This window comes from Pseudidiomarina sp., from assembly GCF_048267825.1.
Taxonomy (GTDB): domain Bacteria; phylum Pseudomonadota; class Gammaproteobacteria; order Enterobacterales; family Alteromonadaceae; genus Pseudidiomarina.
Map to the genome: position 1 here is coordinate 96,977 of NZ_JBLWWR010000007.1, position 26,512 is coordinate 123,488.

Here is a 26,512-nt window from a genome sequence, read left to right on the forward strand (position 1 = left end):
CTTACAAGCGCGCTCTTCTTTAAATTAATGCAGTTTAAGGCGCGGGCGTAAACGTCGGTTAATGCCCTGCGCCAGCATATACAAAAAGGTTTTGAAATAACCGTGTAAGGCCACTTGGTGCATACGGTACAAGGATTTGTACATAAACCGCGCCATCATGCCTTCAATCATCATAGAGCCGCGGGTTAAATTTCCCATCAGGCTGCCCACGGCAGTGTAGTTTGACAAGGACACAAGCGAGCCGTGATCTTTGTACGAAAAGCGTTTCAACGTCTGACCTTTCAAGCTGCGCACAATATTTTCATAAACACAGTCGGCCATTTGATGTGCTGCCTGCGCGCGAGGCGGAACCCTGCTGCCGTTTGCTTGCGTAAATGCTGCGCAATCGCCTATCGCAAAAACATTTGCGGCGCGGGTGGTTTGCAAAACATCCGTCACAACAAGTTGGTTACCACGGTTGGTCTCCAGGCCCGCAAAATTTGCAAGAAAGTCAGGTGCACGCACTCCGGCGGCCCAAACTTTGATGGATGCCTCAATAAAATCACCCGAGCGCGTGACAAAACCTTCTTGGCTGACACTCTCGACTGCAGTATTAACGCAAATTTTAACACCGAGTTTAGCCAGCTCGCGACTTGCGGCAGCGGCGATTCGCTCGCTTAACGCTGGCAAGATACGTTCGCCAGCTTCTATTAGTACTATTTCAAGCTGCGTTAATTCGAAGTCGTCAAAGCCATAACTACGTATTAATTCCGCCGACTTATGAAGCTCTGCTGCCAGCTCAACACCGGTTGCGCCCGCGCCAACAATGCCAACACGAAGTGGCCGTGGGTAACGTTGTGCCTGCAACGCCAAAAAGGTGTTCATGAGGGTGTGGTGAAATTTCTTGGCTTGCTTCACGCTATCCAAAAAATAGCAGTGTTCTGCTGCACCGGCAGTACCAAAGTCATTCGTCACCGAGCCGATGGCAAGCACCAGTTGATTGTAGTTTAACGTTCTTGCCGCCACGACTTCATGGTCAGCATCATCACGAATGGGGGCTAAGGTGAGCGTTTGTGAATCGCGGTCAACCTGAGTCAGTTCGCCGGGTTGAAACCGAAAACCGGCCGCGGCAGCCTGCACACGATAGTCAACACCATCCATATCTGCATCGAGCGCACCCGCAGCAACTTCATGAAGAAGTGGCTTCCAAATATGGGTTAAATTTCTGTCAACGAGTGTGACTTTTACGGTTCTGCTTGAGCCGTATTTGCGCCCTAGTTTGCTGGCTAGTTCCAAGCCACCGGCACCGCCACCAACTACAATAATATGGTGTTCTGACATGCGTTCATCCTTTCATAGTATTACCAATAATGTTCCACGGTGACATTGCCGGGTTTGCGGCGTAGGTTTTTCGGTAAGCCCATGTCATTCAGCAATACTTTGGCATCACGAATCATTTCTGGATTGCCGCACAACATAACCTGTGCCCGTTCGTCGAGCACATCCCCAACGGCGCGCTGTAGGTCGCCAGACTTAATCAGGGCAGGAATACGACCACGCAATGCACCCGCATGATCTTCGCGGCTGACAACCGGTTGGTAAGTCAGTTGACCAGGGTGCGCTTTAACCCACTCGAGAATTTTAGCGCTGTAGGCAAGGTCTGCAGCGAATCGTACGGCATGAATTAGGTGTATCCGTTTAAAGCGCTGCCAGGGAATATCTGTACTTAACATCGACAGGTAAGGGCCAATGCCGGTACCCGTTGAAATAAGCCACAGGCTGTCGCCGTCGGGCACTTCGTTGAGGGTGAAAAAGCCACTGGGTGGTTGCGACACTTCTATCGATTGCCCGGCGCGTAAGTCGTGCAACATAGGCGAAAACAAGCCACCGTGAACCCGATTCACGAGGAAGTCTAACACCCCGTCATCGGGCCCATTCACCAACGAATAAGCGCGTTGTATGCGCCCGCCGTCATGCTGAAGACCAAGCCGAACAAATTGCCCCGCAATGAATTCAAACGGTTGGGTGCGCACGCGCAAACTGAATAGCTCCTGATTCCAAGCATAATTTTCGACAACTTCACCCGTTATCCATTGCGCCATCTACATTCTCCTTGCACCATCAGTGATGCGTTCATAGTACGGGCTGTGTGCGATTATTTCTAGTTATGCCGCTGCATTTACCGCAAAGCAAGTGTTACACTCGGTGTACATTTTGAGGAGCTTGTTTGTGTCAAAAAATTTTAGCCCACGCCGACCAATTCTAACTGTGCTTATGGGATTTGTTCTGCTGTTTACGTTAACTGGCTGCGACAAAACGACACCGCAAGGTATTGAGACGGTCTCTGAAAGCGTGGCCGCACCGCTGAGCGATGCGCGCGTCTGCAATTTTGCCCAACGCTTAGCCGCATTGCCACAGCAGCCGATTGATACGGCAGAATTGCGCTATTTGAATGAGCAGTGGCGTGAGTTAAACCGAACCGACGATGCATTTAGTGTTGCCGAGGCTGCAGCCAGCCGCGCTATTTTGTCGGCTCTGAATATTGAGCTTGCCCATGAGTCTGCACAACTAATTAAGCAAGCTATTGAAATTACTGCTGAAACTTATGAGCAAATTGAGGGACTGCGGCGTTACGCAAGTGACCCCGACAATATGAAGGTGCCCGATTCAATTACGCGCACTTTGGTGAACCGCTTAAATGACTGCTGCCTCAATCAACTGAACGGCAATGCCACCGCGTTGGTCCGTGAAGAAAAGTACTCACCGTTGTATAACATTGGCAGTATCGCTTATTTTATTAATCGCGATGTGAATCAGATTCTGCGTAATGAACTTGAGCTCGACAGGTATCGGGCCCGCGTGGCTGCGGCGAAAGCGGCATTGCCAGCGCCACAAAACGTTTCAACAGCAGCAACTTGGGCGCAGTGTAAACCCAATACTTAGTGCTTAACTGTCTTGATCACGCTTCATTGCTGCGAGTTCTTGCTCGAGTTGATCGACACGCTGACGTAAGCGCAACAAGAGCTGATGTTGCACATCGAGTTCTTCGCGGCTTACTACATCGAGCTTACCAAGCTGTTGCTGCAAAACGGTTTTGATGCGCTGCTCAAGATTGCCAGCGAAGTCTTTGACACCCGCTGGAATGCTGTCATTAATCTGGCGGGCGATGTCTTCAATTTTTTTGGCGTCCATTTTTACATCCATCACTGATTTTAAGATAAGTTTTAATTACCTTTTAGCTTAGCAGGACTTTACGGTAAAATCTGCGGCCAAGTTTAAGGGCTCCATTTTATTTAAACGCTTCATTGCGAAAGGTCATTCAATTTCATGTTACTCAATCCGCGCCAACAAGAAGCTGTGAAAGCAATTGAAGGGCCAGTGCTTGTGCTGGCCGGCGCAGGCAGTGGTAAAACACGCGTAATTACCGAAAAAATTGCCCACCTGATTCAGCGCTGCGGTTACCCAGCGCGACATATCGCTGCGGTAACCTTTACCAATAAAGCAGCGCGCGAAATGAAGGAACGGGTTGGGCAAACGCTTGGCCGTCAATATACGCGCGGCCTCACGGTATCAACCTTCCACACACTTGGGTTGACGATTATTCGTAAAGAAGTCACGAAATTGAACATGAAGCCGGGCTTTTCGCTATTTGACGACCAAGATTCGTTTGCGTTGCTAAAGGCGCTGACCGAACCCGAACTTGATGGCGACAAAACCCTATTAAAGCTACTGCAAAGCCAAATCAGTAACTGGAAGAATGCCATGCTCAGCCCTGAGCAAGCACTTGCCCAAGCGCAACAGCCAGACGACCAAATGTTTGCTGAGTTTTATCGGCGCTATCAGCAAAATATGAAAGCCTGCAATGCGATAGATTTTGATGATTTGATTCTATTGCCAACCTTGTTGCTGAAAACGGATGAGCAGTCGCGAACGCGCTGGCAAAACAAGTTTCATTATCTGCTGGTTGACGAATACCAAGACACCAACACCAGCCAATATGAGTTAGTTCGGTTGCTGGTGGGTGAGCGGGCTAATTTCACTGTGGTGGGTGACGACGACCAGTCGATTTATTCTTGGCGGGGCGCCCAGCCACAGAATTTGGCGTTGCTGCAAAAAGACTTTCCGAAGCTGAAAGTGATCAAGCTTGAACAAAATTACCGCTCGCACGGCCGTATTCTGAAGGCGGCCAATATTTTGATTGAGAACAATCCGCACGTATTCGATAAAAAGCTATTTTCTGAAATGGAATACGGTGTACCACTGCGCGTCATCTATGGCCGCAATGAAGAACACGAGGCTGAACGTGTGATTGCGGAAATTGTACGTCGCCGCTTTTTAGAGCGTACTCCGTACCATCAATTTGCGCTGCTGTATCGTGGCAACCACCAAGCCCGTGTGTTCGAAAAGGCATTGATCAGCAACCGTATTCCATACCGCATGACCGGCGGACAAAGCTTTTTTGCGCGCGCTGAAATTAAAGACATCATGGCGTATTTACGGTTATTGGTGAATCCAAGCGACGACACGGCTTTTATTCGTATCATCAACACCCCCAAACGCGGCATCGGCCCGCACACGGTAGAGCGCATTGGTGATCTTGCCCATGAGTTGCACGTTGGCTTGTATGAAGCGGCTGACCACCAAGCCTTAAAAACACGCTTGGGCGCACGCGAATACCAATCGGTGCAGTACTTTGTCGACTTTATGAAGCGCGCGGCACGCCGGTGCGACCATGGCGCCGATGCGGCTTCAGCTTTATTCGACTTACTCAAGTTGATTGGCTACGAAGAATGGCTGTATGAAAGCAGCCCCAGTGTGAGTGCGGCCGAAATGCGTTGGAAAAACGTCAATGAGTTGATGCGCTGGATAACTGAAATGCTCAAAGGTGACGACGACGCTGAGCCACTGACGCTTGAACAAGCCGTTGCCAAGCTGTGTTTGCGTGACATGCTGTCGCGCAATGAAGAAGAAGAACAAGGCGACCAAGTGCAGCTAATGACCTTGCACGCCTCTAAAGGACTGGAATTTCCCCACGTGTTTATGGTGGGCATGGAAGAAGGTTTACTGCCGCACCAATCGAGCATTGATGAAGGTATGGTTGAAGAAGAACGCCGCTTGGCATACGTCGGTATTACCCGCGCGCAACAGTCGTTAATATTCACGATGGCACGAGAACGGCGCCAATATGGTGACGTTATACGGCCCGAACCCAGCCGTTTTCTGTATGAGTTACCGCAAGATGATCTCGAGTGGGAAGAGCAAGCTGCGGCCAATGAAGCTGCACGTGAAAGCGCCCGTGCCAGTGGCCTTGAACTGCTACGTAAAGCAATGGAAGATTAAGAAGAGGTTACGCTGTTCCGGCCGACTGCATGTGCGCCGGTTGTGCCTGCAATAGTGACTTTACCTGTTCGGGTTCTCCAAACAGAATACCCTGCCCGACATTGACCCCGTTATGTACCAACGCTTTTTGTTGATCCAGCGTATCGATACCGGCCGCTGATATTTCGATGCCAAGATCGCGGCACAAATGCACCACATTTCGCACCATGGTTTGCGCGCGCTGGCTGGTGGCAATATCGGCCACAAAGCGCGGGTCTAATTTCACATGCGTGAATGGGTAGTTGAGTATATATTGCAGCGCCCCGGCACTGCGGCCAAACTCATTCAGTGCTAGGCCTACACCAAAATCAGCAAACTGCCGCAAGCAGCTCAGTTGGCGCTTGGAGTTGTCGTTGAGCTCGGTTTCGCTGAATTCAAGAATCAGGCGCTCTGGTGCAACGCCTGATTTGGTAATAATTTCCTGCAAGGCTTTCACCGCAGCCAACTTAAACAAATGCTTGGCGGAAACGGCCACATACACCGGCAATGCATTTTCGTCGTTGGCGAGCAACTCGCAGCAACGAGTCAGCATCCATTGATCAAGTGCCATGGTCATGCCGGTTTTTTCAGCAATGGCCAAGAACCGATCTGCGGGCAATAAAGCATCGTCACGTTGCCAACGCAATAACAGTTCTTGCGCGATGGGTTTGTTTTTGCCCAGTTCATGCACATCGAACTTCTGCAGAATAAAATCCTGGTCAAACTGTGCATGTCGCAGTTCGGTCTCGCGGTTTAATGACGCGACCAAGTCTTTGTGAATACTTTCATCGAACACCACATAGCGGCCACGGCCCATGCTCTTTGCCTGATACATGGCGGCATCAGCATCACGCAACAGGCGTTCAGCTGAGTCATTACGTGATTTGCACTCTGCGATACCGACACTGGCGCCAGAGTAATGTTCACTTTCACCGAACACAAACGGCTGCTTCATTTGTTCAATAATGCGTGATGCAATATCGCAGGCGTCATCAACATGACGAATCATGTCGAGTAAAATAACAAATTCGTCACCGCCCAACCGCGCTATGGTGTCGTTATCGCGAATGCATTCGCCAATACGACGGCTGGCTTCTAGCAAAAACTCATCGCCAGCTGAATGCCCAAGGGTGTCGTTGATGTCTTTGAAACGGTCGAGATCAACAAACAACACCGCAAAGTTATGGTGCGGATAACGGCGTTTATGTTTTAGGGTTTGCTGCAGGCGCTCAGTAAACATTGAGCGGTTCGGTAATCCGGTCAGCGCGTCATGGTGCGCGTCATAGAATAATTTTTCTTCAACCTTTTTACGACGTTCAATCTCACTAACCAATTCTTCCGTGCGCTCGGCAACTTTGCGCTCGAGATATGCGTTGACGCGTCGCACTTCATCCGCGTTGCGGCGGCGTTCAATTGCAACGGCCACGTGCTGGGAAACGAAGTTGAGTAGTTCCAGGTCATCTTGTTTGTAGGTGGTTTCTTGGCTGTACGTTTGTACGGACAACACACCGATGACTTCATCGTCAACCAATAGTGGTGAGCCGAGCCATTGCGTTGGCTGAGTACCATAATAACTGGTAGCACCTTCCACTTCGCCAGATTCAATCAGCCCACCATAGGTGTAGCGATCAATGAATACAGGCTTTTTATGACGAATAACGTATTCCGTCATGCCACGTGCAATTGGCCTTTTCTTCTGCAAATTGTTGTCGAAGGCATCAACGTAATAAGGAAATTCCAAAAACTCTTTGTCGTCATCTAATAATGCGACAAAGAAGTTATCATTATTAATGAGCTGACCAATGTGACGATGCAATTGTTGATAGAAACTCTGCATTGAGTCTGAAGTGTTGGTAACCTCAGAAATTGCGAATAACACCGAGCTCAGTTGTTGCGCCCGCTCCCGCTCAGCAATTTCTACCTTTAGGTCATCATTAATAAGCCGCAACTTTGCGGTTTGATGTTCAATTTCGGCCTGCATGAGCTCGCGCTGACGCACACGTTCCAAAGCGTTAACAATATGCTGTGAAACGAACATGAACAGTTCTTTATCGGCTTCGCTGTAGCGTACGTCTTCGGTATAACTCTGAACAACCATGGCCCCGATAACGCGGCTATCGGAATGCAGTGGCACCCCTAGCCAATCAACTGGTGCTGCACCTAAGTCACGAATTTCCCCCCTTTTTTTCAGCCGTTCAAATACTTGGGCGTCATAAAGAAAGGGTTGTCCGGTACGCATTACGTACCCAGTTAAGCCTTTACCCAATAACTCTGCTGGTATTGCTTCAAGTGAAGGAATGTCGTCATATTCATCAACAAAGTAGACAAACTTCACCATATCTTCTGCTTGGTCGTACAAACAAATGAAGAAGTTTTTCGCCACCATTAAATCGCCAATGATGTTATGCACCGATTGATAAAATTGCTGCATATCGGTTACAGACGACGCCAGTTCGGAGATTTTGAACAACGCTTTTTGGATTACTTCAGACTGGCGGTATTTAAGAGCAAGTTTTTGCAGACGTGCAACTGCCTTGCGCAGTCGCGCAATTTCTTTTTGCTTTTTAACGAGCTCAGTAGGCTGATGCATTATTGTGAATGTGTTCGCGCTTTTATTATTTAAAAAAATATGTTCGCGTACTTTTAGAACAGCTTGTTTAGTACAAGACAATGTAAACTTTTAGTAAACTCAACGCCCGAGTATATCTTTCATAAAAGATTTAGAAAAGCATTTTGCTTAAATTACGCGCACAAAAAAACCGCCGAAGCGGTTTTTTCAATATAAAGCTTATGAATAGTAACGAAAAATTCGTTATATTTCAGCGACCATATAGTCAATTGCAGCTTGAATTTCTTCTTCGCTACAGTCATTACATGTGCCTTTAGGTGGCATTGCGTTATAACCTTCTACAGCATGCTTCAATACAGTATCCATGCCCTGTGCTAAACGCTCTTCCCAATCGGCCGCATCATTGATTTTTGGTGCACCTAACACACCCGACGTGTGGCACGCAGCACAAAACTTGTTGTACACCTCATCACCCGCTCGGGCGCTTGCACTGTCACCGCCACTTTGCGAGGCATTTGCGCCAGCAACACGTACTTGTGCAACCGGTGCAATACGTTCTTTTATGTCGTCGTTGCTTTGTTGTGGCAGCATTGCGGCGCTTGCGCTACCAATAGACAATGCTAATGCAGCAACCCATATACGGCTAGATTTTACTACTTTCAGTACGTTCACAGTGGACTCCTGTATAAGCTGTTGAGCTTGCTTGCTCAGTTAGTTGTTGCGATTATAGCCAGATTCCGTCCAAGGTTAAACACTTCTGTGCTATGTCTGATACTACGCGAAAAATAGCCCTTTTAGATCTCGATGCTTTTTTTGCCAGCGCCGAGGTTTTACGCGACCCCGCCCTGCGCGAGCGTCCCTTTGCTGTGGGTGGTGGCGGTGAACGCGGGGTTGTCGCAACCGCAAATTACCTTGCCCGCCAATACGGTGTGCGCAGTGCAATGAGCGGTGCACATGCACGCCGACTGTGTCCGGAACTTCATTTTGTCACGCCTGATCACGGCTATTATCGTGACATTTCAAAAAAAGTGCTCAGCATCCTGCAAGAAACCACGCCTTTGGTTGAACCGGCTTCCATTGATGAATTTTATTTGGATTTAACCGAGAACACGAAGTACCACGGCAGTGCCAGCGTAACCATGGAAAGTATTCGGCATGCGCTTCGGGCATTTGGTTTAACCGCTTCCGCAGGCATTTCGAATCAAAAAATGGTGGCTAAAATCGCCAGCGAAGAAAACAAACCTGACGGCCAATTTGTGGTGCCGCCAGAGCGCGTCTTAGATTATTTGGCCCAGTTAAAGCTTAAGCGCATTCCGGGCGTTGGCCCGAAAAGTTTAGAACGTCTCAATTATGCAGGGTTCTTTTTAGGCCGCGACATTCAGCAGGCTTCAATTGAACGCTTGCAAGAGTTGCTGGGCGACAAATCAGGTTGGTTACTCTATCAACGCTGCCAAGGTATCGACCCTCGCCCAATCGTGACCGAACGGGTGCGAAAAAGTGTTGGCGTGGAAGAAACATTGCCCAGTGACTTCAGTCAACTGCGCCAAGTTGAGCAATTTGTTGATGAAGTATTACTACCGCAGCTACTACGCCGAATGCGCGTTGCACGCTGGCAACAAACTCATATTAAAAGCCAAACTGTTAAATTGAAGTTCAGCGATTTTCAGCAAACCACTGTATCGCGAACCACGCAAACGGCATCACCAAGTTTGTTTTATCACTTAGTTCGTGAGGCCTGGGACCGCAGGAATCATCGCGGCATTCGGCTTATCGGTATTAGCGTGGCGCTACCTGACCCCGATGATCAATTGCAGCTTGAATTAGAGCTGGAATAGGCATAACTGCCAAGCTCAATCACAACCTACAGCGTTTTTTATAATGACGCCAGCACCAGAAATAAATACCACTTACTGGCAAAATAATTAATGCTAAACCACCTAACAACACCGCCATAAGCCACGGCAATCCGCCCACAGCAGCCACGTGAACGGGAAAAATCATTTGGCTTATTTGGTACCCTTTGCTGTCGTAGCGCAAGTCGTAAACACTGCGTACCCTGCCGGTTTCGGCATTAAATTGCACATAGCTACGGCCATTTGGGTGCCATTCGTCCGGAAATGTCATTCTTAAGCTTAAGTTGGATAGCGAAATAAGCTGGGGTTGATGGTCAGGCAATAGTTGCTTAGCCCGCGCGAAGCGCTGCTGCCAGTTTTGTGCAGGCGCCACTTCAAGCCATTGTTGCTCCGTGACAGGTTGCGGTTGTTGCTGCGGCGCCAGCGCTGTTAATGCGGAACCGACCGCAGCGGAATACATAATGGCTACCCCTGTAATCATGCCAATCAGTACCGGCACAAACAGTACGCTGCCAACAACCTTATGTAACTGAAATAATGTAGCCGCAAAGCCGCGTTGCCATGGCCACGACCAACGAATGGTGAGTAAGCGCCGCGACCAATGCCGTGGCCACCAACGCAGAATGCCGGTTATAAGCAGGATTAAACCGGCGATACCGATGTAGCCAAGTAACTCTTTACCTAAATCTTTGAGCAGCAGGTGGTGATGAAACTCCACCATAATGCCAACCAAATCGCTCAAATAGGGCCGCTCTAGTATTCGCTCGCCGGTAGCATTGTAATAATGCCGAGTGCCATCGGGGCGCACCACTTCAAGCCACGGATTCGCCTCACGCGGCATATACGCATAGCCGTCATGGTAACGGTCAAATACGTGTGCCGCAGTTTGCTCAGTCGGTAACTGTTGCAACCGCAATTGTGGGTAGCTTAACTGCAACAGCTCAACTTTGTATAACAGCAGCGAGCCCGTCAAAGCGACGAGCACGAGCCAGATACCAAAAAATAAACCGAACCAGCGGTGCAGCTTGGTTAGAATTGATAGAACCAATTGATGCTCACTGTGCGGCCACGACCAGCAAAGTTGGTGCGATCAGCACCAGCAGTTTGCGCATAATAGGTCAGGTAATATTCATCAAGCAGATTCTCGATGCCTAGGGTAAACAACCCGTAGTCTGGTGAATCGTAGTTCATTTGCAAATCAACCGTTTGGTAGCCTTCAAAGTTATTGATGGCTTGTTCACCGGTATAAATATCTCGGTCGAATAAATGGTTGAGTTGCAAGCGTGTATTGACCATGTCAGTCCATTGCTGCTGCCAGCTAAAGTTCATGCGGCGCGGCGCAATGTTGCGACCACCAAGCTGGGTATCAACCACATTATCGGCATTGCTGTCGTATTCGCCGTCAGTATCGGCGTAGTTCAGATCAAAGCTGGTGTTATTTGACAGCGCATAGCTCGCAGAAAACTCGATACCATCAATTTCGGTGCGTTCACGGGCAACCGAGAAAATACCTTCATCGTTTGGCTGCAAACGTGCGCCCAAGTCTGACTCAGAGCTGAAGTAACTGAGACTTGCACGCAGCGCTTTGCCACGATACTCAATACCCACTTCACGGTTGTCTGCAATTACTGGCTGCAAATCTAAGAAGCTATCAACACGCAAGTCAGGTGTATTGATACCACGCAACACACGGCCGACATCGGGCATGCTGAAACCTTCAGAATAACTCGCAAATGCACGCATGGAATCAGTAAAGGCATAAACCACACCTAAGTTTGGCAGAAGCTCATTGAACGATGGCTCACCACCTTCAACAAAGGTGCTGTTATAAGCATAAAGGGTGGTGAAGTCGTCAACTTTAAGTTTGCCGTATTCATAACGCAGCCCACCACTGACAGTTAACCCGTCTTGTTGGTAACGCAATTGCGCAAACGGCGCCCAGTTATTAAACGTGGTTTCTGGTACCCAATTGCGATTGGTCTGAGCCAACTCCTGGAACGTGGTGTCACGCAAATAATCCACACCAGCGCTCAAATCAACGGGCAGGTCAGCTAGTGCACTCCAGTTCATGGTTAAACGCGAACCAAATTTATTGGAGTCATTACGCGACTGGTCGAAAATGTCGTCGCCATATGCTGGATCTTGGAACGTGGCATAGCGGCCGCCACCATACAATGCTGAGAAGTCCTGCAGGAACACCTGCCAGTTCATGTCAGCACCCAATACCGATTTATTCTTGTAGGTTAACGTGGCCGTAGTTACCTTGTTTTCTGCAGGATCACCTTCGCTTGGCTGCTTCACAGAAATTGCGGCAATGCCTTCTGCACGATTACCGGTAACCGGAGAGAAATCGCCGTTACCTTGCAAATTGAAGTGATTCACCATCAATTCAACGTGCTGCTCGCTATTGATGGTGTAACCAACTTTGGTGAACAAGTCGAAACTTTCAGAGTCTTGCGTATCGCCTTGGGTCACATCAGTACCGATAAAGTCACCGTTACCGTCAACGTACATGCCCGTGCTACGTAATTGGGCGCCAGCAACAACTTGCCAATCACCCGATACATGACGGGTTAAATAGCCGGCCCGGTAACTAAAGCCATCGCTAGTTTCTTCGGGCGATGTGGTTAACCCAGCAACAAATTCTTGTTCAGAACCGCTGGCCGCTGATTTCGTGACAATATTGATAATACCGCCGCTGGCACCCATACCCTGAATAGCGCTGGCACCGTGGATAATTTCAACGCGTTCAATCATCAGTGGGTCAATGGTATAGCTTGCGCGCGAACCGTTTCGTAAAGGATTGGATTGCGGTACGCCGTCAATCAAATACAAAGGTTCGCGACCACGTAAAGTTTCACCTGCGCTGGTGAGTTTTTGGCGTGATGGCGAAAATGCAGGCACTAAATTACCAAGCACGTCTGATAACGAGTCTGCAACTGCTAACTGCTCACGAATGTCTTCACCATCAATCACGGTTACGGTGGCAGCTATGCTGCTTGCAGGCTGTGATGTGCGTGTAGCTGATATTTGAATTACTTCATCGACTGCAGTCGATGTGTCTTGCGCAAAGGCACTCTGTGATGCGGTTATCAGAGCGGCGGTGACAGCAATAGTTAATGGCTTAAGGCGCATTTGTTCTCCCCAAAGTAAGCTAGCCTAATTGATATCGCTAATGATAACGATTCGCATTTGGATTGCAATAGGGTTAGGGAATTTTCTTGCTTAATGTCATAATTAATCTCAAACAATAACAACAAAAGGCCATTCTTATGGGTTGGATGTCTGTGTTACCGCCACTCGTTGCCATTTTGGTGGTTTTCTGGCGTAAAGAAGTCATTGTTGCATTGCTGCTTGCCATTGTTACCTCCGAGTTGTTGCATACATGGCAAGGTGGCGAGCCCCTTATTTATACCTTCGTGGCGACAATAGAGCGTATCATTGCGGTGTTTGGCTCGGCGAGCAACACGCGCATTTTGGTGTTCAGTTTAATGGTTGGCGCACTGCTGGCTTATATCCGTGAGTCTGGCGGCGTTGCAGCTACTGTTGAAGCATTGTTGTCGCGTGGGCTTGGTAAAACCAAACGCAGCGCCAGCTTAATGACGGTGTTCACCGGCATTTTCGTATTTATCGAATCGAATTTAAGTGTGCTCACCGCCGGTATCTTGTCGCGCGGACTGTTTGAGAAGCTCGGCATGAGCCGTGCTCGATTGGCTTACCTTATTGATAGCACCAGCGCCCCCATTTGCATTTTGATTTTGCTCAATGGTTGGGGTGCCTACGTACTCGGGATGATTGAGCAACAAGGCCTACCGGGCTCATCTGTGAGTACGCTGTGGGCGACCATACCTTTTAATTTTTACGCGCTTGTTACATTAAGTATCGTGTTTTATACGGCCTTTTCGGGCAAAGTATTTGGGCCCATGCGCGCCGTTGAAGAAAAACCACAACCGCATCAAGACATTCCAGAACACGTGCCCAGCAACAGCAAAGCCCGCTACATGCTGGTGCCCTTAAGTGTCATGGTGTTTGGTATGGTGGCCTTTATGTTTGGCACTGGCGGCGGTGATATCACCCAAGGTGATGGTTCAAAATCGGTGCTGTATGCCACGGCTTTAGCCTGTGTTGTGGCCTACATTATGCTGTTAATCAGTCGGCGCAAAAGCCACCAGCAATTGGTTGATATTGGCTTTAAGGGCATGAGCGAGTTGCTACCGTTGGTGAGTATCGTATTATTGTCATTAGCACTTGGCAGCAGCTTACGTGAACTTGGCACTGGGGTGTTCTTGGCAAACTTAGTTGGTGACTTTTTGCCGCTATTTATGATTGCCCCCATGTTATTCTTAGCGGGCGCGCTCATTTCGTTTACAACCGGTACCTCTTGGGGCACATTTGCAATATTGATCCCTATTGCGGCGCCAATGATTATCGCGCTGGATTTACCGGCGCCGTTACTGCTTGCAGCGGTGCTTGGCGGGGGCGTATTTGGGGACCATTGCTCACCAATATCAGACACCACAGCGGTATCCGCGCTGGCGTCAGGTTGTGACTTGCTGGAACACGTGCGCACGCAGTTGCCGTACGCCTTAACGGCCGGTGGAATTACCTTGGTGCTCTATATAGTCACCAGCCTCATTATGATTTAAGGAACGGATTTTATGGCTAATGGTGTGCACTTTCGCCCTACTCGCGCTGAAATTAATCGCGACGCTTTAAGCCACAATGCAAAAGTAGCACGTCAGCTGGCCGGCAAGTCGCATCTGCTCGGCGTGATAAAAGCAGACGGCTACGGGCATGGTGTATTGACTGTTGCCGAGGCTATCAGTGCACATGTTGATGCCTTTGCTGTCGCATTTATTGATGAAGCCATAACCATTCGAAATGCTGGTTTTCAGCATCCTATTGTGTTGCTTGAAGGTTGCTTCAGTGAAGCTGAATTGCCTGTTTGTGCTCACTACAATTTTCAACCGGTAGTGCACCAACAGCAACAGCTGGATGCTATTTTAACAGCGCGCATGGTACGCCCATTATCGGTTTGGTTGAAAGTCGATACGGGTATGCACCGCCTTGGTTGGCCAAAAGCCCAAGTGCAGTCGGTTTATAATGAACTCAAAGCATCCGCGCAAGTTGGCAGTGTCACCATGATGTCGCACTTCGCGAATGCCGAAAACCAGACTCACCCGTTAAATAACCACCAATTGGCACTCTTTGAAGAAGTTTGTGCGCAAACAGAGTCCAATCTGGATACAAGCCTTGCTACCTCGGCGGCTTTGGTCAGCTCTGCAATCGACATGACGCAGAATAACGGCCACTGGATACGTACAGGTATTTTGCTCTACGGTGACAACCCGGTTGGTAACCCAAAACCTTTGCCGGAGCCGTTAATTGCTGCAATGCGCTTGGTTGCGCCCATTATTGCGCTGCGTGAGGTTAAAGCAGGTGAATCCGTCGGCTACGGTGGTACATGGACCGCAGAGCGGCCAAGCCTTATTGCAACAGTTGCTATCGGCTACGCTGACGGCTATCCGCGCCACGCGCGCAATGGCACACCGGTGATGATCAATGACCAAGAGGCGCCTTTAGCTGGCACCGTTTCGATGGACATGATCACCGTGGATGTGACGGACCTGAACACGGTTGCTATTGGCGATGACGTTGAGCTTTGGGGGCCTAACCTAAGTGTTGCGCGGGTTGCCGAGCACGCGGGAACCATTAGCTATGACCTGCTAGCCAGTATTACGGCGCGCGTACCACGGGTTACCACTTAGTCGTCTTTGGCTTTGCGCGTCACTTTATCGAGATAACCCATCGCGAACGCTGACCCAACAAAAGTTAGATGCATAATCACGTACCACTTAATTCGCGTTTCATCCAAATTTTCGGCATTCATGAACACTTTCAGTAGATGAATTGAGGATATTGCTACGATTGAAGCGGCAACTTTATTCTTTAAACCACCCGAATCAATTTTACCTAACCAAGCAAGTTTCTCGGTGTCGTTATTAATGTTTAATGTGGACACGAAGTTTTCATAACCGCTCAACATGACCATAACCAACAGGCCACCCACTAACGCAATGTCGATGAGCGTTAAGGTTAAGAGAATTAAGTCGACTTCTTTAATCGATAAAATTTCAGGAAAGACATGGTAAATTTCTTGGAAAAACTTAATCCCCAGCAACAACACAGCCAAACTCAAGCCCAGATAAATAGGCGCGAGCAACCAGCGCAAGCTGTACATCAAATTTTCTAGAATTCTTTCCATGGTTAAAACCTACCGTTAGAAACACACTAAAGTTGCGGCATGATATCAATAATTATCTTGCCGCAACCAGTGTTTCTTAGTTCTTAATTGCTATTGGCCTCTTTGTGGTAAAGCTTGAACCACGCCAAGGTGTGCTCAATTTTTGCAATCATATTCGACGGCCGTGCCGTTACACCATGCGATGCATCCGGTACGCGCACCATGGCGGTATCCACTTTTTGCAGTTGCAGTGCTTGATAGAATTGCTCAATTTCAGACATTGGCACGCGGCGGTCGTTTTCACCACTAAATAACATCACCGGAGTTTTCACGTTACCCGCCATCGATAGTGGCGAACGCTTCCAGTAGTGCTCGTAGTCTTCCCACGGCTTCGCTGGAAACTGGTTATGAATTTGCCCTAAGTAGCTATCGGCGGTGAGTGTTTTGCTAATCCAGTTAATCACCGGATTGGTTGCAGCTGCCGCGTTGAAGCGATCCGTTAAACCTACGGCATAAGCTGTGGCGATGCCGCCCGCTGAACCACCTGCAATAAACAAGTTGTTTTCATCAACCATGCCTTTATCAATCAACACATCAATACCCGCCATGTGGTCAGCATGATCACGCTCTGATGAATAGAAACCATCAAGCTTTAAGGCATGCTCAGCACCGTACGAGGTACTGCCACGGTAGTTGTTGTAAAACACGATATAGCCTTCGGCTGCATAGCGCTGTTGCTCTGCGGCAAACATTGGGCCATACGCTAAATGTGGGCCACCGTGGATTTCTAATAACAGCGGGTATTTTTTGTTCGGATCATAATTAGGTGGCGTGATGTACCAACCGTGAATTTCGGTGTCATCAAAGCTCGATGTGTAGGTGAATTCATGCACTTCACCCAATTGACGATGACCCAGCACGTCGTCATTTAATGCGGTTAAGGTACTTACTTTGGCATTACCACGTTTCGGTACGTCAAACACCGCGACATCGGCCGGCCGGTAGCTGCTGCCTTGAGTGTAGGCCACTTTGCCACCCTGACGGGCAACCGAGTACATGCCACTCATATACGGGCGACTGACCGATACGCCACCCACATCATTTATCCAGTCGGTTTTTTTGCCGTTTAACGTCACTTCCGCCAACTTGTAGCGACCGCGATCAGCATATTGAATGCTCAAGCTGTCGTTACTTAACCACATTGGGCTGCCGACAGAACGGTCGAAGTCGCTCAGCAGTTCGCGTTGCTTTTGGTTACCCAACTGCATAATACGAAGCTTAGAGTTGTGATAAGGAATGGCTGCATTGCCACGATGCAAGAATGCCAATTGTTTGCCGTCAGGCGATGTTACCGGTGCATATTCACGGCCCGGTAAATCTGTCACTTGTTTCAGTTCGCTGGTTTGCACAGCAACTTTCCACAAGTCAGATTCATTTACCTGGTATTCCCAATCGGTGTTTCGATTAGCGCTAAATACCAATGCACTGTCGTTTTCAACCCAAGCCAGTGGTCCGCTGTGGCTAAACGCGCCTTCGGTAAGTTGACGGGCGTAGCCGCCGTCACTCGGCACAACAAAAATCTGACTGTAGCTGTCTGGCAATACGCCAGCGCCATCACGCTGATAGTAAGTGCGCTCTACCACGATAGCAGGCTTGGCCCATTTCGCATCTTTCGGTTTTTTAGGCTTTTTGACGGCTTTTGCGTACGCAGTTTTCTCGGCCGCAACATTCATTAAAAATGCCAGTTGCTTGCCATCATTTGACCACGAGAACTGACGTGGGCTTTCCGTCACCTCAGTGATTGCACTCGAGGTTTTAGTCGCTAAATGGTACACGTGAATTTGATTGCGCCCATCACGGTTTGAGCTAAAAGCTAAACGCGAACCATCTGGTGACCAGGTTGGATTGCCATAACTGTGTTGGTCATCAAACAACGGGGTATGGCTGCCAGTTTTAGTGTCCACCAACCATAAGCTGCGGTGCGTATTGTCCTTCATGATGTCAAAACCATGACGCACATAAACCACGTACCGGCCGTCTGGAGAAATCTGTACGTCGTTCGCCCACTCAAGCGCGAAAATATCTTCGGCCTGTAGGGTCGTTTTTTCAACAGCCACCGCAGGCGCTGAGGCAAATTGCAAGGCTACTGCCGACACACCAATAAGTGCGGGAATAAGCAAATGTCGCATGTTTTATACCTTTTATCGTTTTTCTGCTGTTCTGAATTTGTTACTACCTAGCCTAAATCATTTTTACGGTCGTGCGTGAGTTAATCCGACTAGGACGTCAGTTTGCGCGATAAACAACCCGACGCCTGGCTCAAAATTAAACTACAATTGGGAAATATTCGTTCATAGGGTTTCGTTATGTACAAACTAATATCGATTGTTCTTGCTGCATTGGTCGCCACTGGCTGCGGCCCACGCACCGAAAATACGGCAAATGCTGAACCAGCAAATGCTGCGCCACCCAAAGGTTACGCATTTCATAACGTGAATGTCGTGCAGCTAACCAAAAACGATGCCGAAATTACCACTGGGCAAACGGTGGTAGTGGCTGGTGACCGTATTACTGCGGTTGCGGATACTGCGGCGATTACCGTGCCCGCAGATTATGTGCATGTTGATGGCAGCAATAAATACATCATGGCAGGCATGGCCGAAATGCATGGGCATGTGCCTCCAGCTAATGGTTTGGGCCAGTTTCCTGATCGGTATTTAGATGATGTACTGTTTTTGTATGCAGCCAATGGCGTAACAACAGTACGCGGCATGCTGGGTTACCCGCATCAACTGCAACTCAAACAAGATATTGCCGACGGCAAACGTATTGGCCCTACACTTTATTTAGCCGGACCAAGCTTTAACGGCAATAGCATTGAGTCACCCGAGCAAGCGACGCAACGGGTTATCGATCAACGCGGCGAAGGCTGGGACTTACTCAAAGTACATCCGGGCCTCACCTTGGCCGAATACCAAGCTATGGCAACAACCGCCAACACTGCGAACATGGACTTTGGTGGCCACGTACCCAGCGACGTTGGCCTTGAGGCCGCTTTGGCAGCAGGACAGCGCACCATTGATCACCTTGACGGCTACCTTGAAGCCATTGATGCAACGGATCGCACAGCGTCACGCTACGAACTGGATTATTTAGTGGAATTGTCGTTGCGCCACAAGGTTGCTGTGGTACCCACGCAAGCGCTTTGGGCCACCATTATTGGTGCCTCCGATGCGGATGCTTTGCGCGCTTATCCTGAACTTGTCTACGTGCCACAGAGCGTGCGCGACGGTTGGTTGGGATACCTTAATGAGCCGACGTTAGGTTACTTCAATGCAACCAACGCTGCGGTGCAGCAAGACAACCGACAACGCCTTGTGAAAGCACTCTTTGATGGCGGTGTGCCGATTATATTTGGCACCGACGCACCGCAACTGTTTAGTGTGCCAGGCTTTTCTGCGTTGCATGAAATTCGCATGCTGCGTGATGCGGGTATTCCGGTGGCGGGCATTTTACATAGCGCCACTGTGGCGGCGGGTGACTATTTCGCAGACCGCGACAGTTTTGGCAGAATTGCCGAGGGGCAGCGCGCCGACTTTCTGTTGCTTGGCGCTAACCCACTGACCAACCCTGAGGTTATTCGCTCTCATCACGGCGTCATGGTTGCCGGTAAATGGTTAAGCCGAGAAGCCATTGATGCCCGCTTTCAGGAAATTCGCCAGGCCTACGCTGAGCCCTCAGCTGAACCCGCGCAATAACCCTAAAATAAGCGCATAACGAGCGGCTTTACCGAGTGTTGTTAGTATTAAAAATACGCCAACGTGAAGCCGCATGATGCCAGCCAACAGTGTAATCGGATCGCCCACCACCGGCATCCACGCCAGTAACAAGCTCCACTTTCCGTAGCGGCTAAACCAGCGCTGGCCTTTTTCAAGTTGCGCCACAGACACGGGAAACCAGCGGCGGTTTTGCCAATGCAATGCGTAACGCCCCAGCGCATAGTTCACGCACGAACCCAGCGTGTTACCCAACGTTGCCACAGCCCATAGCGCCAGCATATCGTGGCCCTGCAATTGCAATGTAACCAGCAATACCTCAGACGAACCGGGCAATAAAGTTGCCGATAGAAATGCGGCAACAAAAAGTGTCATCAACATGGTTTAATCTCATTGCCATACTTTTTGTATGGGCACTATTAGAAATGGTCTTAAAGAAACCGGGTAATTTACCCAAAATACTGATCAAAACGACCTATACTGTAAAAAATTACTGCTACGAGGTTCGTCATGTTCGAAACGTGGTTCTCTCAAGCCGACGCGATACTATTGGCACGTTTTCAGTTTGCCTTCACCATCGCGTTTCATATTATCTTCCCGGCATTCACCATCGGTTTAGCCAGTTACCTTGCGGTGCTTGAAGGGTTGTTCCTAAAAACCCGTAACCCAGTGTATCAAAAGCTTTATCGTTACTGGCTGAAAATATTTGCCGTGGCGTTCGGTATGGGCGTGGTGTCTGGCATTGTTATGAGCTATCAGTTTGGTACCAACTGGTCCGTGTTTTCAGATAAAGCCGGCCCTGTTATTGGCCCACTCATGGGTTATGAGGTACTAACAGCGTTCTTTTTAGAAGCTGGTTTCCTTGGTGTCATGCTGTTCGGTATGAACAAAGTTGGTGAGCGCTTACATTACTTTGCAACCTTAATGGTTGCAGTGGGCACCGCCATCAGCGCCTTTTGGATTTTATCCGTGAACAGTTGGATGCAAACACCAGCGGGCTTTGCCATGAATGAGCAAGGCCAATATGTCGTTACCAGCTGGATGGAAGCCATCTTCAACCCATCTTTCCCATACCGGCTTGCGCACATGCTCCTGGCCGCTTACTTAACAACGGCATTTGTGGTGGGTGCGGTGGGTGCTTGGCACTTACTGAAAGATAAGAGCTCACAAGCGGCGCGAAAAATGTTTTCTATGGCAATGTGGATGGCGTTAATTGTGGCGCCGTTACAAGTGTTTGTGGGTGACTTACATGGCTTAAACACACAAGAACACCAGCCTGCGAAAGTTGCCGCTATGGAGGGGCACTTTAAGTCTGAAGCTCAAGCACCGCTGTACTTATTCGGCTGGCCAAACGAAGAAGAAGCTAAAGTGGACTACGCCATAAAAATTCCAGGCTTAGCCAGTTTCATTTTAAAACACGATGTGAACGCTACAGTCACAGGCTTAGATGCTTTTCCGCGTGACGAGTGGCCGCCTGTGCCCATCGTGTTTTGGTCGTTTCGTATTATGGTTGGCATCGGCTTGCTGATGGTGCTGATTGGGCTTTGGTCGGGCTATTTGCGACTGCGCAAGCAGCTTTACGATAGGCCGATGTTGCATCGCGCCGCAGTGCTGATGGGTCCCCTTGGTTTCGTTGCCGTTATAGCTGGCTGGGTTGTCACTGAAGTGGGTCGGCAACCTTGGGTGATTCATGGGCTGTTACGAACCAGTGACGCCGCATCACCGATTGATGCAGTAGGTGTAGGTTCCAGTTTAGTCGCGTTTATTGTGGTTTACTTTTTAGTGTTCGGCGCTGGCACCGTTTATATGCTGCGAAAAATGGCCGGCAGCCCGGAATCAACTCACATTCCAGACTACGCCCGCGTGCCAATGGCCGCAGAGCGCCTTTATCACGAGGAGGGTTAAGGTATGGACTACGCATTAATTTGGGCAATTCTTATTGCCGTTTCGGTATTTGCTTATGTCGCCTTAGACGGCTTCGATCTCGGTATGGGCATACTGTTTCCATGGATTAGAGAAGAAGCGTACCGCGACCGTATGGTGAATAGTGTTGCGCCCGTCTGGGATGGCAACGAAACCTGGTTAGTACTTGGCGGTGGCGGCTTACTCGCCGTATTCCCATTGGCGTATTCGGTATTAATGCCGGCGCTCTACATGCCAGTAATCGCCATGCTGCTGGGGCTAATATTTCGTGGTGTGGCCTTTGAGTTTCGGTTTAAAAGCAAAGCCAACAAACACTGGTGGGATCGTGCCTTCATGCTTGGTTCGATGGTGGCAGCCTTTAGCCAAGGCGTGATGCTTGGCGCCATGCTGCAAGGTATTGAAGTAACCGACCGTGCCTATTCCGGCGGGTGGTTTGACTGGCTGAGTCCCTTTACTGTTTTTGCTGGCCTGTCTGTGTGTGTCGGTTACGCCTTGTTGGGTGCAACCTGGCTTGTTATGAAAACCGATGGCCCATTGCAACAACGTGCATACGAATACGGTCGTAACAGCGGAATTCTGCTGATCATGGCCATTGCAGCCGCCAGCGTGTATTTAGTTTCGTCGTTCGAGAACGTTGCCGAGCGCTGGTTAACCTGGCCGGGTTCAGCGGCATTGTGGTTGGTTCCTTTTGTGCTAGCTATTGTCGGTGGCGGTTTACTCACCTCACTCACAAAACAACAAGAAGGCCGGCCTTATTTGTGGGCGTTGGGTGTGTTCTTGATTGCATTCGTAGGCTTTGGCGCCAGCATTTTCCCGTACCTTATTCCCTTTGAAATCACCATTTGGGAAGCGGCTGCGCCTGACAACAGTTTGGTATTCTTGCTGGTTGGTGCGGTTATTCTCTTACCAATAATTTTCGCTTATACGGGCTACACCTACTGGGTATTTCGTGGCAAAGTGAGTGAAAATAGTGGCTATCATGAGTAATTCGACATGGCGACGTTGGCTATGGTTTGTCGGATTGTGGGCCGCCGGCGTGCTGTGCGTGACTTTAGTGGGTTTGTTGATACGTGCAGTGATTATTTAATGCGAACCGGAAGATTTAACAATGTTCAAACTCATGCAAATTGGAATTGCGGTGGCTGTATTGTTGTTAAGTGGGTGTGGCGGCGGGTCGTCCGATAGTAACCCACCCGATGGCGGCGAACCGCCCGTATCAAATAAATTAGAAACCGTGCTAAGCGGTGATTATACCGTCGAATATATCCGACAAGACGGTAGCGCCCAAATAGCGGGAACTACCGCAGGTGTGTATTGGCGCGCAGATACCAGCGCTGATTGGCAGTTACGCTCGCCCACCACCACCGCGGTAACTGGCATTATTGTGCTGAGTGAAGGCCACTATTTGATGGCTACTGAACCAACAAGCGGTGATGCAAGCGAGCCGTACCTGCTATTTAGGAGTCAGGACAGTGGCGCTACGTGGGAGCCGATAACTCACAATTTTGGCCGCGAGTTTAACACTAGAATATTCAACCTCGCCTATGACCACCGCACCGATCAGGTTTATGCGGTGGGTAACGCGTCACTTGCTGTGGCAAGCCCAGCCGCCGAAAATTGGCAACTTCTAACAGGCAGCTGGGACGGGTTTGCCGCTGGTCTACACCTGCTACTTATTGATGACGTGAATCAAAGCGTTTGGTTTGGTGGGCAGGGTCCTGTTGAAAACGGCTATTTCGGTCGGTATGACCAAACAACTCAAAATATCACCGAATGGCATGACCTATTACCCCGCCCTTCAACGTATGTAGATGGACTGATTCACCCCTTAGATACTTCAACAGTCATTCTCGGTGGTGAGGGTGGCATTGTGCTAAGCAACGACTATGGTGAAACCTGGAGCACACCCATGGGGGATGTTGACTACCGATTTTACCGGGATATTGTTAGCACGGATGCGGGTATTTTATACACAGCGGGTTACGATAAGTTAAGCGCCGAACAGCCTCTGATCATTGAGTGCAGTATCGATAATGGCCAAACATGGTTAAAGCATGACTTCTCGCATGAAACGTCGCGTGGTGGCGTGCGTAGTCTCATGCTTGTATCCGATGGCGATCGCGAACTGCTTTATTTAGGTTTGCGTGACAACGGTATCAAGGCTATCGCGCTAAACGATTTAGATTGCTGACAAGAGGCACGGCCGAGCAACATATGTACATTCATCTGCCAACTGTGATCATGACGACCATTCTGCTCAACCTACTGTTGGGCGCAGCCATGTTTGTTATCTTCAATGCTTTAAAATCACAGAAAAGCTTTCGTACCTGGGGCATCGCGTGCTTCATTTTCGCTATAGCAAATATTTTGGCAGGGCTTCGGGTTTCTTTGGATGCGCCTTGGTTGACGATTTTTGTTGCTGACTTGCTCATTATTCTGGTGCCCTTACTAGCTTTGCATGGCCTACGCCAATATCAACTGCAGCGCCCGGTATCAAGCCGCTGGACAGCGCGCATCATGCTCATCAGCGCGGTGTCGTTATATTTTCTGTACCAATCTCCATTGCAGGCGCAAGTGCTAACCGCATCAATTTGCGCCGCGTTGTACATCTATTCCGGTGCCTACGTTCAAACCATTAAGCCAACCCCTAAATTTACCCGCCGAGCCTTGTCGATTTTATTCTTCGTTCACGGCGTTTTATTGTCGACCACAGCCGTTGTCGTTGCGATTGAGTCAAAGGCGTCGCTGGTTATCAGCAGTGAGCAGCTCATTACGGTGCTATTAATTGCACACCTGCTGCTTACCACCGCGACCACAGTATTGTTCCCAGTATTCGTATTTTCCCTGAACGAGCGCCGGCTACTTGAAGTGGTTAACATTGACGAACTCACGCAACTGTTTAACCGCCGTGGGTTCTTCGAATTAGGCAGTGAATTATTAGTTAAAAACCAGGCGCAAGCGCGGCCTTCCTGCCTACTTATGCTTGATTTAGACAGGTTTAAGTCAATCAACGACCGCTACGGCCACGCCGCAGGTGACGCTTGTTTGCGCGATGTAGCCCGTATTATTCGCAAGCACATGCGCGAGCATGATATTGCCGCACGCATTGGTGGTGAAGAGTTTGCAATTGCCTTGGCCGATGTAGACCGCATGCAAGCCGAACAAGTGAGCAGCAGACTCGTTGAACGCGTGGCGCAGCAAGCCTTTGAGTTTGAGGGTGAACGTATTGATTTAACCGTGAGCGTTGGCGGCATTGTCACCACCTCTAGCCAGCGCGATTTAAGCGAGCTTCTCAATGATGCGGATTCTGCACTTTACGAAGCCAAATCCAGCGGTCGCAATCAATTCCGCTTCGCTTAATCGCAACACTAGGGCCGTTTGCACTAGACAATGAGCGCGATTTTACCTAGAATCCCCGCCTGCTTATTCATAAGCACTTTCCCAATTAGCACCCGTAGCTCAGCTGGATAGAGCGCTGCCCTCCGGAGGCAGAGGTCACAGGTTCGACTCCTGTCGGGTGCGCCATAATTCTATAGCCTGACATTGATAGCAAGTACTAACTTTGAGGCTTTTGTGCCGATTCTGTGCCAAAATTGTGACTTGTTAAGGTTTTGCCTCCAAGTTTCATGACCTTCGCACAACATTCTTGCTCTTAATCAATTTAGGAAGCAAATTCTGTCGTTTTCTCTTAAGCATAAACAACAATATTCAATTTTAAGCATCGTCTTTAAATAATTCCTGTGCTGTATAATACAAGCTTTGATCAAAACGACGTTCTGGACTTAACTCTTTGTGCCCGCCATTCATAATCACATTTGTGATGCTAGATAATTTCATAATTGGATTATAACGTCGAGGATGATTCATAAATCTACGAGTCATTTTACCATTCAGAGCAAATTCTTTGTCAGTCTGCAGGTTGAAAGCCATTTGAGTATAAATATTATGAATATTTACCTTATCTGTTTGTGTTAGTTCGTAAAGAATCCTTGCAAGCCTTAGCGTTGATCTATAAAGCCTTGTAACTTTCCCCACATCTCGCTCTCTTGATGCGCAATCAATAAAGGTACGGCAAATAGCAAAGTCGCTCCAAACAAAAATATCATATGCATTACCCTTATCAATAATCGGTGACTTACCCAATGTCTTCCATATTGGATGTAATAAAAAAGGTTTTTGGTAGTCTTTAAACTCTGTAAATATTTTATTTAAACACCCAATGATTTCCTCCCTTTTACTCAACATTTCAACAGTATTATCCCAATGTTGAATTGTCGAACAGGTAGGCTCTAAGATTTCCTTTAGTCTCGCTCTAAATGGTTTTATCGAATCAAAAATACCTAGCGCGGCGTAAGAAGTACTTGCAGGTCTAATCACCAACTCGGTACCCCAGTCAGACTCTCTGTCGTTTGCAGTGGTATTGTCCGGAATAACTGTAAGCTTAACTTCCAAGGCTCGAATAAATGAGTCACCGAGTTTTAGTACGAGATCAATTCCTTTAATGTCTGTCCTTGAATATTCTTGGTAAGGCTCGAATTTTGACTCGAATAAAAAACTCAATTCATTATTTGCCACATCGGTACCAAATATAAAATCAAAACCTTCTTCTCGCGCTTCTACCTGAAGCTCTTGATTCGTGCATAGGTATACAGCAGAAGTATTTGTGTGAATCGCCACTAGTTGAGAACTATTTTTAATTAATGTACCGTTAAGCTGCTTATTTAGAACTGTAGGTAATGATGCTTAGACTCGGATTTTTAATACTGGTGCTTGTTGCTGTTCTGACTCAAATCAGTCAGGCGGTTGCTGA

Annotated in this window: 21 protein-coding genes and 1 tRNA gene; 11 read left to right on the forward strand and 11 right to left on the reverse strand. The window is 48.7% G+C overall.

Annotation, left to right across the window (positions count from 1 at the left end; genetic code table 11):
- Positions 1 to 24: 24 nt before the first annotated feature.
- Both ACN0UN_RS07705 and ACN0UN_RS07710 read right to left on the reverse strand, forming a co-directional pair.
- A complete protein-coding gene (locus ACN0UN_RS07705; RefSeq protein ID WP_417659468.1) occupies positions 25 to 1,320 on the reverse strand; it encodes an NAD(P)/FAD-dependent oxidoreductase in 1,296 nt (431 codons plus the stop codon).
- A 20-nt stretch (positions 1,321 to 1,340) separates the two neighbouring features.
- On the reverse strand, positions 1,341 to 2,081 hold the full coding sequence (locus tag ACN0UN_RS07710; RefSeq protein ID WP_417659469.1) for a ferredoxin--NADP reductase: 741 nt from the start codon (positions 2,079 to 2,081) through the stop codon (positions 1,341 to 1,343).
- Positions 2,082 to 2,208: 127 nt separating this feature from the next.
- Here ACN0UN_RS07710 and ACN0UN_RS07715 point away from each other — a divergent pair, with 127 nt between their 5' ends.
- On the forward strand, positions 2,209 to 2,922 hold the full coding sequence (locus ACN0UN_RS07715) for a hypothetical protein (protein WP_417659470.1): 714 nt from the start codon (positions 2,209 to 2,211) through the stop codon (positions 2,920 to 2,922).
- A 3-nt stretch (positions 2,923 to 2,925) separates the two neighbouring features.
- On the opposite strand, the gene ACN0UN_RS07720 is transcribed toward ACN0UN_RS07715, so the two are convergent.
- A complete protein-coding gene (locus ACN0UN_RS07720) occupies positions 2,926 to 3,171 on the reverse strand; it encodes an accessory factor UbiK family protein (protein ID WP_128352325.1) in 246 nt (81 codons plus the stop codon).
- A gap of 135 nt (positions 3,172 to 3,306) precedes the next feature.
- Between ACN0UN_RS07720 and rep the strand changes: the two genes are divergently transcribed.
- A complete protein-coding gene (gene rep, locus ACN0UN_RS07725; RefSeq protein ID WP_417659471.1) occupies positions 3,307 to 5,319 on the forward strand; it encodes a DNA helicase Rep in 2,013 nt (670 codons plus the stop codon).
- A 7-nt stretch (positions 5,320 to 5,326) separates the two neighbouring features.
- On the opposite strand, the gene ACN0UN_RS07730 is transcribed toward rep, so the two are convergent.
- Together ACN0UN_RS07730 and ACN0UN_RS07735 are read right to left on the reverse strand one after the other, a co-directional pair.
- Entirely contained in the window at positions 5,327 to 7,927 is a 2,601-nt protein-coding gene (locus ACN0UN_RS07730) for a diguanylate cyclase domain-containing protein (RefSeq protein WP_417659472.1), read from the reverse strand.
- A gap of 222 nt (positions 7,928 to 8,149) precedes the next feature.
- A complete protein-coding gene (locus tag ACN0UN_RS07735) occupies positions 8,150 to 8,497 on the reverse strand; it encodes a c-type cytochrome (protein ID WP_128352365.1) in 348 nt (115 codons plus the stop codon).
- Between the two features lie 173 nt (positions 8,498 to 8,670).
- Here ACN0UN_RS07735 and dinB point away from each other — a divergent pair, with 173 nt between their 5' ends.
- The gene (gene dinB, locus ACN0UN_RS07740; protein WP_417659473.1) at positions 8,671 to 9,741 is read left to right on the forward strand and encodes a DNA polymerase IV; all 1,071 of its coding nucleotides are present in this window, start codon (positions 8,671 to 8,673) and stop codon (positions 9,739 to 9,741) included.
- A 19-nt stretch (positions 9,742 to 9,760) separates the two neighbouring features.
- On the opposite strand, the gene ACN0UN_RS07745 is transcribed toward dinB, so the two are convergent.
- The gene (locus tag ACN0UN_RS07745; RefSeq protein WP_417659474.1) at positions 9,761 to 10,807 is read right to left on the reverse strand and encodes a PepSY-associated TM helix domain-containing protein; all 1,047 of its coding nucleotides are present in this window, start codon (positions 10,805 to 10,807) and stop codon (positions 9,761 to 9,763) included.
- Positions 10,789 to 12,894, reverse strand: coding sequence for a TonB-dependent receptor (locus ACN0UN_RS07750; protein ID WP_417659475.1), 2,106 nt, complete (start codon positions 12,892 to 12,894; stop codon positions 10,789 to 10,791). Before ACN0UN_RS07750 ends, ACN0UN_RS07745 begins: the two co-directional genes overlap by 19 nt.
- A 137-nt stretch (positions 12,895 to 13,031) precedes the next feature.
- On the opposite strand from ACN0UN_RS07750, the gene ACN0UN_RS07755 reads away from it, so the two are divergent.
- Positions 13,032 to 14,405, forward strand: coding sequence for a Na+/H+ antiporter NhaC family protein (locus ACN0UN_RS07755; RefSeq protein WP_128352332.1), 1,374 nt, complete (start codon positions 13,032 to 13,034; stop codon positions 14,403 to 14,405).
- A gap of 12 nt (positions 14,406 to 14,417) precedes the next feature.
- Complete coding sequence (gene alr / locus ACN0UN_RS07760; protein WP_417659476.1) at positions 14,418 to 15,527, forward strand: alanine racemase; 1,110 nt, start codon at positions 14,418 to 14,420, stop codon at positions 15,525 to 15,527.
- On the opposite strand, the gene ACN0UN_RS07765 is transcribed toward alr, so the two are convergent.
- Both ACN0UN_RS07765 and ACN0UN_RS07770 read right to left on the reverse strand, forming a co-directional pair.
- Positions 15,524 to 16,024 carry a TIGR00645 family protein gene (locus ACN0UN_RS07765; RefSeq protein ID WP_417659477.1) on the reverse strand — a complete coding sequence of 167 codons (501 nt, stop codon included), beginning with the start codon at positions 16,022 to 16,024 and terminating at the stop codon, positions 15,524 to 15,526. The genes alr and ACN0UN_RS07765 overlap by 4 nt on opposite strands.
- A gap of 83 nt (positions 16,025 to 16,107) precedes the next feature.
- On the reverse strand, positions 16,108 to 18,192 hold the full coding sequence (locus ACN0UN_RS07770) for a prolyl oligopeptidase family serine peptidase (protein WP_417659478.1): 2,085 nt from the start codon (positions 18,190 to 18,192) through the stop codon (positions 16,108 to 16,110).
- Between the two features lie 177 nt (positions 18,193 to 18,369).
- On the opposite strand from ACN0UN_RS07770, the gene ACN0UN_RS07775 reads away from it, so the two are divergent.
- The gene (locus ACN0UN_RS07775; protein ID WP_417659479.1) at positions 18,370 to 19,761 is read left to right on the forward strand and encodes an amidohydrolase family protein; all 1,392 of its coding nucleotides are present in this window, start codon (positions 18,370 to 18,372) and stop codon (positions 19,759 to 19,761) included.
- Here the strand turns inward: ACN0UN_RS07775 and ACN0UN_RS07780 are convergent.
- A complete protein-coding gene (locus tag ACN0UN_RS07780; protein ID WP_417659480.1) occupies positions 19,741 to 20,160 on the reverse strand; it encodes a YqaA family protein in 420 nt (139 codons plus the stop codon). The genes ACN0UN_RS07775 and ACN0UN_RS07780 overlap by 21 nt on opposite strands.
- Positions 20,161 to 20,289: 129 nt before the next feature.
- Here ACN0UN_RS07780 and ACN0UN_RS07785 point away from each other — a divergent pair, with 129 nt between their 5' ends.
- The 5 genes from ACN0UN_RS07785 to ACN0UN_RS07805 all read left to right on the forward strand — a co-directional run bounded on the left by ACN0UN_RS07785 (position 20,290) and on the right by ACN0UN_RS07805 (position 25,227).
- Entirely contained in the window at positions 20,290 to 21,684 is a 1,395-nt protein-coding gene (locus ACN0UN_RS07785) for a cytochrome ubiquinol oxidase subunit I (protein WP_417659481.1), read from the forward strand.
- Between the two features lie 3 nt (positions 21,685 to 21,687).
- Positions 21,688 to 22,689, forward strand: a complete 1,002-nt coding sequence (gene cydB / locus ACN0UN_RS07790) for a cytochrome d ubiquinol oxidase subunit II (protein ID WP_417659482.1) — start codon at positions 21,688 to 21,690, stop codon at positions 22,687 to 22,689.
- Between the two features lie 121 nt (positions 22,690 to 22,810).
- Positions 22,811 to 23,893 (forward strand): hypothetical protein, encoded by a 1,083-nt coding sequence (locus tag ACN0UN_RS07795; RefSeq protein ID WP_417659483.1) that lies wholly within the window; start codon positions 22,811 to 22,813, stop codon positions 23,891 to 23,893.
- 23 nt (positions 23,894 to 23,916) lie between these two features.
- The gene (locus ACN0UN_RS07800) at positions 23,917 to 25,062 is read left to right on the forward strand and encodes a diguanylate cyclase (RefSeq protein WP_417659484.1); all 1,146 of its coding nucleotides are present in this window, start codon (positions 23,917 to 23,919) and stop codon (positions 25,060 to 25,062) included.
- An 88-nt stretch (positions 25,063 to 25,150) separates the two neighbouring features.
- Positions 25,151 to 25,227, forward strand: a tRNA-Arg gene (locus ACN0UN_RS07805).
- A gap of 189 nt (positions 25,228 to 25,416) precedes the next feature.
- Here ACN0UN_RS07805 and ACN0UN_RS07810 read toward each other — a convergent pair.
- Positions 25,417 to 26,379, reverse strand: coding sequence for a HindVP family restriction endonuclease (locus ACN0UN_RS07810; protein WP_157980884.1), 963 nt, complete (start codon positions 26,377 to 26,379; stop codon positions 25,417 to 25,419).
- Positions 26,380 to 26,512 lie beyond the last annotated feature (133 nt).